8 protein-coding genes and 2 tRNA genes are annotated in these 7,659 nt (G+C 58.3%); 8 read left to right on the forward strand and 2 right to left on the reverse strand.

What is annotated here, in order from left to right:
• Complete coding sequence (locus AC2FFH_RS06945) at positions 1-639, forward strand: TadE/TadG family type IV pilus assembly protein (RefSeq protein ID WP_496722070.1); 639 nt, start codon at positions 1-3, stop codon at positions 637-639.
• Here the strand turns inward: AC2FFH_RS06945 and AC2FFH_RS06950 are convergent.
• On the reverse strand, positions 569-1,066 hold the full coding sequence (locus AC2FFH_RS06950) for a hypothetical protein (RefSeq protein WP_496844035.1): 498 nt from the start codon (positions 1,064-1,066) through the stop codon (positions 569-571). The genes AC2FFH_RS06945 and AC2FFH_RS06950 overlap by 71 nt on opposite strands.
• A gap of 158 nt (positions 1,067-1,224) precedes the next feature.
• Here AC2FFH_RS06950 and AC2FFH_RS06955 point away from each other — a divergent pair, with 158 nt between their 5' ends.
• Positions 1,225-2,136, forward strand: a complete 912-nt coding sequence (locus AC2FFH_RS06955; protein WP_496844036.1) for a pirin family protein — start codon at positions 1,225-1,227, stop codon at positions 2,134-2,136.
• Positions 2,137-2,150: 14 nt separating this feature from the next.
• Here AC2FFH_RS06955 and AC2FFH_RS06960 read toward each other — a convergent pair whose 3' ends face one another.
• Positions 2,151-2,738: a TetR/AcrR family transcriptional regulator gene (locus AC2FFH_RS06960; protein ID WP_496844037.1), complete on the reverse strand. Its 588-nt coding sequence runs from the start codon at positions 2,736-2,738 to the stop codon at positions 2,151-2,153.
• Positions 2,739-2,837: 99 nt separating this feature from the next.
• Between AC2FFH_RS06960 and AC2FFH_RS06965 the strand changes: the two genes are divergently transcribed.
• The 6 genes from AC2FFH_RS06965 to AC2FFH_RS06990 all read left to right on the forward strand — a co-directional run bounded on the left by AC2FFH_RS06965 (position 2,838) and on the right by AC2FFH_RS06990 (position 7,658).
• Positions 2,838-3,086, forward strand: coding sequence for a hypothetical protein (locus tag AC2FFH_RS06965; RefSeq protein WP_058274791.1), 249 nt, complete (start codon positions 2,838-2,840; stop codon positions 3,084-3,086).
• A 127-nt stretch (positions 3,087-3,213) separates the two neighbouring features.
• Positions 3,214-4,500, forward strand: coding sequence for a homoserine dehydrogenase (locus tag AC2FFH_RS06970; protein ID WP_496844038.1), 1,287 nt, complete (start codon positions 3,214-3,216; stop codon positions 4,498-4,500).
• Between the two features lie 69 nt (positions 4,501-4,569).
• Entirely contained in the window at positions 4,570-5,553 is a 984-nt protein-coding gene (gene glpX / locus AC2FFH_RS06975) for a class II fructose-bisphosphatase (protein ID WP_058274789.1), read from the forward strand.
• Positions 5,554-5,643: 90 nt separating this feature from the next.
• The gene (gene recJ / locus AC2FFH_RS06980; RefSeq protein ID WP_496844039.1) at positions 5,644-7,386 is read left to right on the forward strand and encodes a single-stranded-DNA-specific exonuclease RecJ; all 1,743 of its coding nucleotides are present in this window, start codon (positions 5,644-5,646) and stop codon (positions 7,384-7,386) included.
• Positions 7,387-7,484: 98 nt separating this feature from the next.
• A tRNA-Glu gene (locus tag AC2FFH_RS06985) sits at positions 7,485-7,559 on the forward strand.
• A 24-nt stretch (positions 7,560-7,583) separates the two neighbouring features.
• Positions 7,584-7,658, forward strand: a tRNA-Glu gene (locus tag AC2FFH_RS06990).
• The last annotated feature ends 1 nt before the right edge of the window (position 7,659 follow it).

Consider the following 7,659-nt stretch of genomic DNA (forward strand, 5'->3'; position numbering starts at 1 on the left):
ATGACGCGTATTGCTTCACGTATCCGTCACTCGCTTGGCACTTTTGCGAGCAACGAAAACGGCAACCTGTCCGTGGAGACGGCTATTATTTTACCTCTCCTCGTATGGACTGTTACACTTACATATACGTACTTTGATGGTTTTCGCGAAAACACCGCCAACCTAAAAGCTGCGTACACAGTAAGTGACTTGATTTCACGTGAAGGTGAGGATGCAATTACCGATAACTATGCGGAATCTATGTATTTGGTATACAACCGTATGGTGACCGACAATTCACCGCTAAAAATGCGTTTGTCGGTAATCCAGTACATCGCTGCAGATGTAGATGCGGGTACAGAAGAGCGCTATAGAATTGAGTGGTCGACAACTTGCGGGTTCGAGGGCAATTGGACCAATGACAACCTCGACCCTTTGGTTGAATTGCTTCCGGAAATGGCGGATTTGGACACTATGATCATTGTCGAAACGTCGAAAGACTACGTTCCATTGCTGAACACCACTTGGCTGGACAGAGATCACACATTCAATAACTTTGTTTTCACGCGTCCGCGTTTTGTTCCAATCGTCAAGGGGAACGTTTCTGATCACTTCTGTCAGCAGGATGTAGAGCCAGTGGGTGTAGCACCTGTATCATGAATTTTGTTTCGGCGGCCGTGGTCAGGCCGCCGATGCCAACACGGCGCCCCAATCGCCACCACAGTCCCGGTGCCCAGCTGTTTCCTGCGCTTTCCTTTGTCCTCAACAAAAATCCATTTGACGGTTTGAACGCAAACACCCCCTGATCGATGGTCTCGATATCTTCGACACGCGTAATCACCTGCCCCGATCCGGTCCGCAATTCAGTCTCTGTCAGCTCGATCCAGTCGCTGGTGGCTTGCCACATGCGATAGGCTAGCCAGAACGCCGCCACACCAACGACAAGCAAAAAAACAAGCCAGGCCGGTTCCGGTGGCGTGGTCAAAGCGACATAGATGACCAACACACCCACGGTCGACAGCATCCCGACCCCTATCCAGCGCCTGGATGATGAAGGTCGGACCGTGGCCAGAATTTCTTGTTGCATTGACATCCCCTGCTCTGCTCGGTCTGGGTTTATCCGCTTTGTGTGCCGAAAAACAGAGGGAAGCCGACTATGGAATTGCGCACAGCACCCGTGTTTGCACGCAAATTGACGCATATCGCCAACGGCATACATGATGCCCACAAATTCAGGAGGCCATCATGTCCCTTAGACCAACATTGGAAACCCGCCAGGCCGTGCCAACCATGGAAGGCGCAGGCGTCAAATTGCACCGGGCCTTCGGATTTCAGGACCCCTCCGAGCTTGACCCGTTCCTGTTGTTCGACGACTTCCGCAATGACCGCCCCGAGGATTACCAAGCAGGCTTTCCCTGGCATCCGCATCGCGGCATCGAAACCATCACCTATGTCCTGTCCGGCTCGGTCGAGCATTCGGATTCGCTGGGCAACACCGGCACTTTGGGCGCAGGCGACGTTCAATGGATGACCGCCGGGTCCGGAATCCTGCATCAGGAAATGCCCAAGGGAAACGGTGCGGGGCAAATGCACGGGTTCCAGTTGTGGGGCAATCTACCGTCGGATCAAAAGATGACAACGCCCCGCTATCAGGATGTCCAAAGCAAGGAGATCCCCGCGGTCACTGATGACGACGGCACCACTGTACGTGTCATTGTTGGTGAGTTCTGGGGAAAGACAGGTCCCGTAGATGGCATTGCCGCCGATCCGCAGTATCTGGACGTTCAAATTCCGGCCGGGGTGAAAAAGACCTTTCGCATCGACACCTACCGCCGGGCGTTTGCCTATATCTTCCAAGGTCAGGCGGCCTTTGCCGATGCATCACAACCCACCGGCGTGCTTTTGGAAAAAGAAGTCGCGGGACAAGAGGTCAACATTCGCGATCTGTCCGGTGACCGCACTCTGGTTCGGTTCGGAACCGGTGATGAGGTCACAGTCCAGGCCGGTCCAGAAGGGGTTCGGTTTCTGTTAATCTCGGGCGCGCCGATTGATGAGCCTGTTGCTTGGCACGGACCGATTGTCATGAACACGCGGGCCGAACTGGAACAAGCGTTCAAAGAATTGCGCAACGGCACATTCATTCGCGCAGCGCACTGAAAAAGAAATGCTGGTCAGGCAGTTACGGCGCGCCTGACCATATCCCAGTAGACCTGCTCGACCTCATCCAGCGACAATCGACCGCCAGCGCGATACCATGTCATAACACCGTTCAGCATGGCGATCACGGCCAGGGTCGCGATCTTGGTATCGGCAACCGAGAACAGTCCAGCCTGCTGACCGTCCCGCAAGATAGCTTCAAGCGAATCCTCATAGGCCCTGCGCAGACCCTCGATCTCAGAGAAGTTTTCTGGCGACAGGTTTCGCAGTTCCATATATGCGATGAAGACCTCGTCCGGTCTCTCCATATGAAACCGAATGTGAAAGCCCACAAAGCGGCGCAGCGCAGCCTCTGCATCGGCAGGTTTTTCAAGCTCATCGTATGCGGCCAACAGATCCTGCATATGGTCATGCATCAGGCGATAAAGCAGGCTTTGCTTGTCTGGCGTATAGTTATACAGAGCACCTGCTTGTACGCCCACCTCCTTTGCGATCTGGCGCATGGACACGGCTGCATAGCCATGTCGGGCAAACAGCCCCAGCGCTGCTTTTCGAATGCGCGGGCCGGTGATATCGGAATGTGAACCTTGAGTACGTGCCATACCGCCATCGTATATGAACAAGCGTTCATATAGAACCCCGCTTGAACGACCCCAGCAAAAGGTGCATCACAGTCTAAGTCGTAATTGAAAGGGTTCGTTATGAAGCCTCTGCCATTGTTGGTCCTGCTTCTGACTTGCGCTGCCTGCACGGACTTTCCGGAATTGGAAGGACGCGAGCAGCCGAATGTGCGCTCGGCCGCGTATCCGAAGCTGGTCCCACTTCAGGATATTCTTGGCCCGCCCATAGATCCCGTGAACGAAGCGGCCGAGGTTGAAGAAGACCTGACCGCGCGCCGCGAAGCGCTGGCCAAAAGGGCCGAAGCGCTGCAGAACGCACAAACCAACTGACCTTTAGCGTTTCAACCGACTGTTACCGCTGTCTCGGATTGCGCCTCGGCGCCGAACCCGTTAAGGCACCTTTGAACGGGCAAACAGCCCGAAACCAAGGACATTCGAGCGGAAAGGAACCCACGGGATGACACAGGCGCTGCGGCTGGGAATTGCGGGCTTGGGAACGGTTGGCGTGGGTGTCGTACGGATCGTGCGCCGCCATTCGGACCTGCTGCAGGCGCGTACAGGTCGTGCGATCGAAATCACCGCTGTTTCTGCACGCGACGCAAACAAAGACCGTGGCGTGAACCTGTCAGAGTATGCATGGGAGCCTGATCCCGTTGCTTTGGCGCAGCGCGACGATGTCGATATTTTTGTCGAACTTATGGGCGGCGAAAACGGCCTCGCCAAAGCGTCGGTCGAGGCCGCGTTGGCCGCTGGCAAGGATGTGGTGACCGCAAACAAGGCTTTGTTGGCCATTCACGGTCAGGAGCTGGCTGAAAAAGCCGAGGCCGCAGGCCGTGTAATCCGTTTCGAAGCGGCCGTTGCTGGTGGTATCCCTGTGATCAAATCCCTGACCGAGGGGCTGGCCGGGAACGAGATCACCCGCGTCATGGGCGTGATGAACGGCACCTGCAACTATATCCTGACGCGGATGCAATCGCAGGAGCTGGGGTATAACGCGCTGTTCGAAGAATGTGCCGAGCTGGGCTACCTCGAGGCTGACCCGAACCTGGACGTGGGCGGCATCGACGCGGCGCACAAGCTGGCGCTGTTGTCCTCGATCGCGTTTGGCACCAAACCGAATTTCGACGGCATCCAGATCGAAGGCATCCAGCATATCAGTCTGGATGACATTCATCAGGCAGCCGACATGGGCTATCGTATCAAGTTGCTGGGTGTCGCTCAGCGCTCGGCACGCGGTCTGGAACAGCGGATGCAGCCATGCCTTGTACCCAGCGGCTCGCCCTTGGGTCAGCTGGAAGGCGGCACGAATATGGTCGTCATCGAAGGCGACGCAGTCGATCAGGTCGTCCTGCGCGGCCCCGGTGCGGGCGAGGGTCCAACGGCAAGCGCCGTGATGGGTGACGTCTGCGATCTGGCGCGGGGGTTGCAAATCCCGACCTTTGGCCGCCCAGCAACAACATTGGAAGACGCAAAACCCGCTATTACCGGCCTGCCCGCCCCCTACTATCTGCGCCTCGCGCTGTTCGACAAACCCGGTGCACTGGCCAAAGTGGCCGCCATTCTGGGTGACGCGGGCGTCTCGATCGACCGGATGCGCCAATACGGGCACACCGAAGCCACCGCGCCGGTTCTGATTGTGACCCACAAAACCACGCGGGCCACTTTGGATGTCGCTTTGGAAGGGCTTCGCGCGACCGATGTCGTGTCGGGTGAGCCCGTCGCACTGCGGATTGAAGAGGTTTGACCCTTGCGGCTTGCACAAAACGCAGGCTATGCCCGATGAAACGCCTTTATTGACCTGAGGATACGAAAAATGAGCGCTGCCAAAATCGATTTCAACGACCGTCTGTTGTCTCTGGGCCTTGCACGGGTCGCAGAGCAGGCCGCACTGGCCTCGGCCTCGCTGGTCGGACGTGGTGACGAAAAGGCTGCGGATCAGGCGGCTGTAAACGCGATGCGCGAACAGCTGAACCTGCTGGACATTGCCGGCGTGGTTGTCATCGGCGAAGGCGAGCGTGACGAAGCACCGATGCTGTATATTGGCGAAGAGGTCGGCACCGGAAACGGCCCCGGTGTGGATATCGCACTGGATCCGCTTGAGGGCACGACTCTGACCGCCAAGGACATGCCGAACGCGCTGACCGTGATCGCCATGGGGCCGCGCGGATCAATGCTGCACGCACCCGATGTTTATATGGACAAGCTGGCCATTGGTCCGGGCTTTCCGGAAGGCGTCGTGAACCTCGACATGAGCCCACGCGAGCGTGTTGAAGCGTTGGCCAATGCCAAAGGCTGCAAGCCTGCCGACATCACCGTCTGCATTCTGGAGCGTCCCCGCCACGAAGCGATGATCGCTGAAGTGCGCGAAACCGGCGCCTCGATCCGCCTGATCACCGATGGTGACGTGGCCGGCGTCATGCACTGTGCCGAAAGCGAAGAGACCGGCATCGATATGTACATGGGGCAAGGCGGAGCGCCCGAGGGCGTTCTGGCCGCTGCCGCGCTGAAATGCATGGGTGGTCAGATCTTTGGCCGCCTGCTGTTCCGCAACGACGACGAGCGTGGCCGCGCCGCCAAGGCGGGTATCACCGATCTGGACCGCGTTTATTCTCGCGATGAGATGGTAACCGCAGACGTGATCTTTGCCGCAACTGGCGTGACCGGTGGCTCCTTGCTGCCGCGGATCAAACGCCAGCCGGGCTGGGTTGAAACCACCACCCTGCTGATGCGTTCCAAAACCGGTTCGGTGCGCCGCATGTCCTACCGCACGCCAACCTGGCCGCACGACAACGCGTGATGGCTTGCACCTTTGCCTTTGACAGAGGTTTCGATAGATACAATGAGGCCGGATCCGAGAGGGTCCGGCCTTAGCATATGAGAGGCAGGCATGAGCTTTTTAGGGGTTGAGCAGTCACTGACCGGGCGGCGTTGGATCGGACCGGAGGCCGAGGTCGAACGGGCCACGGAAATGCTGGTGCAACAGTCCGGGCTGCCACGTGCGGTTTGTCAGGTTCTGGCGCGGCGCGGCGTGCCCCCCGTGGAAGCCGAAAGCTTTCTTGAACCAAAGCTGAAGGAATTGCTGCCTGATCCCCGGTCCATGAAAGATATGGAGACCGCCGCAACGCGGTTTTTGGAAGCTGTCCGAAACAAGCAGCGGATCGCGGTTTTTGCCGATTACGACGTCGATGGGGGCAGTTCGGCGGCTTTGTTGCTTGTCTGGATGCGTCAGATGGGGCTGCAAGCCACGCTGTATGTGCCAGACCGAATTGATGAGGGTTATGGGCCGAACGTGCCTGCAATGCAGGAACTGGCGGCCGCGCATGACCTGATTATCTGCGTGGACTGCGGAACGCTCAGCCACGAACCTATCGCGGCGGCAAAAGGCGCGGATGTCATTGTGTTGGACCACCACCTTGGTGGTGAAACGCTGCCGGATTGCGTGGCCGTAGTGAACCCGAACCGGCAGGATGAAAGCGGCGACCTGGGTTATTTCTGTGCTGCTGCGGTGGTGTTTCTGATGCTGGTTGAGGCCGGACGGCAACTGCGTGAGGCTCAGGTTAAGGGTCCCGACCTGATCGGGTTGCTGGATCTTGTGGCATTGGCAACCGTTGCAGACGTGGCCCCGCTGATTGACGCGAACCGGGCGCTGGTGCGGCAAGGCCTTAAGGTCATGGCACAGAGGCAACGACCAGGATTAGTGGCGCTGTCGGATGTGGCGCGTATGGATTCAGCGCCTACCAGCTATCACCTGGGTTTTCTTCTGGGTCCGCGCGTCAATGCGGGCGGGCGGATCGGTCAAGCGGATCTGGGCGCGCGACTGCTCAGCTCGGACTCGATGACCGAAGCCGAAGCGCTTTCTCAAAGATTGGATGAGTTGAACACCGAGCGTCGTGATATCGAAAACGCAGTCCGTGCAGCGGCGCTGGAACAGGCCGAGGAACGTGGGCTGGATGCCCCCTTAGTCTGGGCGGCGGGCGAAGGGTGGCATCCCGGCGTTGTCGGCATCGTGGCATCCCGCCTCAAGGAAAACGCCAACAGACCCGCTATTGTCATCGGCTTTGACGGTGATGAAGGCAAGGGTTCAGGGCGGTCGGTTTCTGGCGTTGACCTAGGGGCATCCATCCAACGATTGGCGGCCGAGGGACTTTTGGTCAAAGGCGGCGGGCACAAGATGGCCGCAGGGCTGACCGTTATGCGGGATCAGTTGGAACCGGCCATGGAACGGCTCAGCGCGTTGTTGGCCAAACAAGGCGCGGGCAAAGGCGGACCTGCAGACATGAAGCTAGACGGAGCGCTTATGCCGGGCGCAGCTTCGGTCGATCTGATCGAACAGATAGAAAAAGCCGGTCCTTTCGGGGCCAGCGCCCCTGCCCCGCGCTATGCGTTGCCGGACTTGCAGGTGCGATTTGCCAAGCGCGTGGGGGAATCGCATCTGAAACTGTCGCTGTCCGACGGGGTTGGTGGCGGCCTTGATGCCATTGCCTTTGGAGCCTTTGACGGACCAATGGGTGAAAAGCTGTCCAACCATGGCGGCGCGCGCTTTCATTTCGCCGGACGGCTTGAGGTGAACACATGGGGTGGACGGCAAAGCGTTCAGCTGAGACTGGAGGATGCGGCAGAGGCAAACTGAGCCCATTTCCGGCCCTGCCAAAAAAGTTTCGCATCCCTGCATTTTTCGGCTTGCGGGGGTCAGAGGTAAACCGTAAAAGGCCCTCCACAAGCCAGCGTGGCCCGTTCGTCTATCGGTTAGGACGCCAGGTTTTCAACCTGGAAAGAGGGGTTCGATTCCCCTACGGGCTACCACTTGTGCTTGTGCCATTGGCAGATGGCCCGTTCGTCTATCGGTTAGGACGCCAGGTTTTCAACCTGGAAAGAGGGGTTCGATTCCCCTACGGGCTACCAC

Source organism: Ruegeria sp. YTSC003, assembly GCF_059609785.1.

Coding starts and splice junctions, on each gene's coding strand:
- AC2FFH_RS06970 (WP_496844038.1), top strand. CDS start 3,214: ATGACACAGGCGCTGCGGCTGGGAATTGCGGGCTTGGGAACGGTTGGC.
- AC2FFH_RS06965 (WP_058274791.1), top strand. CDS start 2,838: ATGAAGCCTCTGCCATTGTTGGTCCTGCTTCTGACTTGCGCTGCCTGC.
- recJ (WP_496844039.1), top strand. CDS start 5,644: ATGAGCTTTTTAGGGGTTGAGCAGTCACTGACCGGGCGGCGTTGGATC.
- AC2FFH_RS06955 (WP_496844036.1), top strand. CDS start 1,225: ATGTCCCTTAGACCAACATTGGAAACCCGCCAGGCCGTGCCAACCATG.
- AC2FFH_RS06960 (WP_496844037.1), bottom strand. CDS start 2,738: ATGGCACGTACTCAAGGTTCACATTCCGATATCACCGGCCCGCGCATT.
- AC2FFH_RS06945 (WP_496722070.1), top strand. CDS start 1: ATGACGCGTATTGCTTCACGTATCCGTCACTCGCTTGGCACTTTTGCG.
- AC2FFH_RS06950 (WP_496844035.1), bottom strand. CDS start 1,066: ATGCAACAAGAAATTCTGGCCACGGTCCGACCTTCATCATCCAGGCGC.
- glpX (WP_058274789.1), top strand. CDS start 4,570: ATGAGCGCTGCCAAAATCGATTTCAACGACCGTCTGTTGTCTCTGGGC.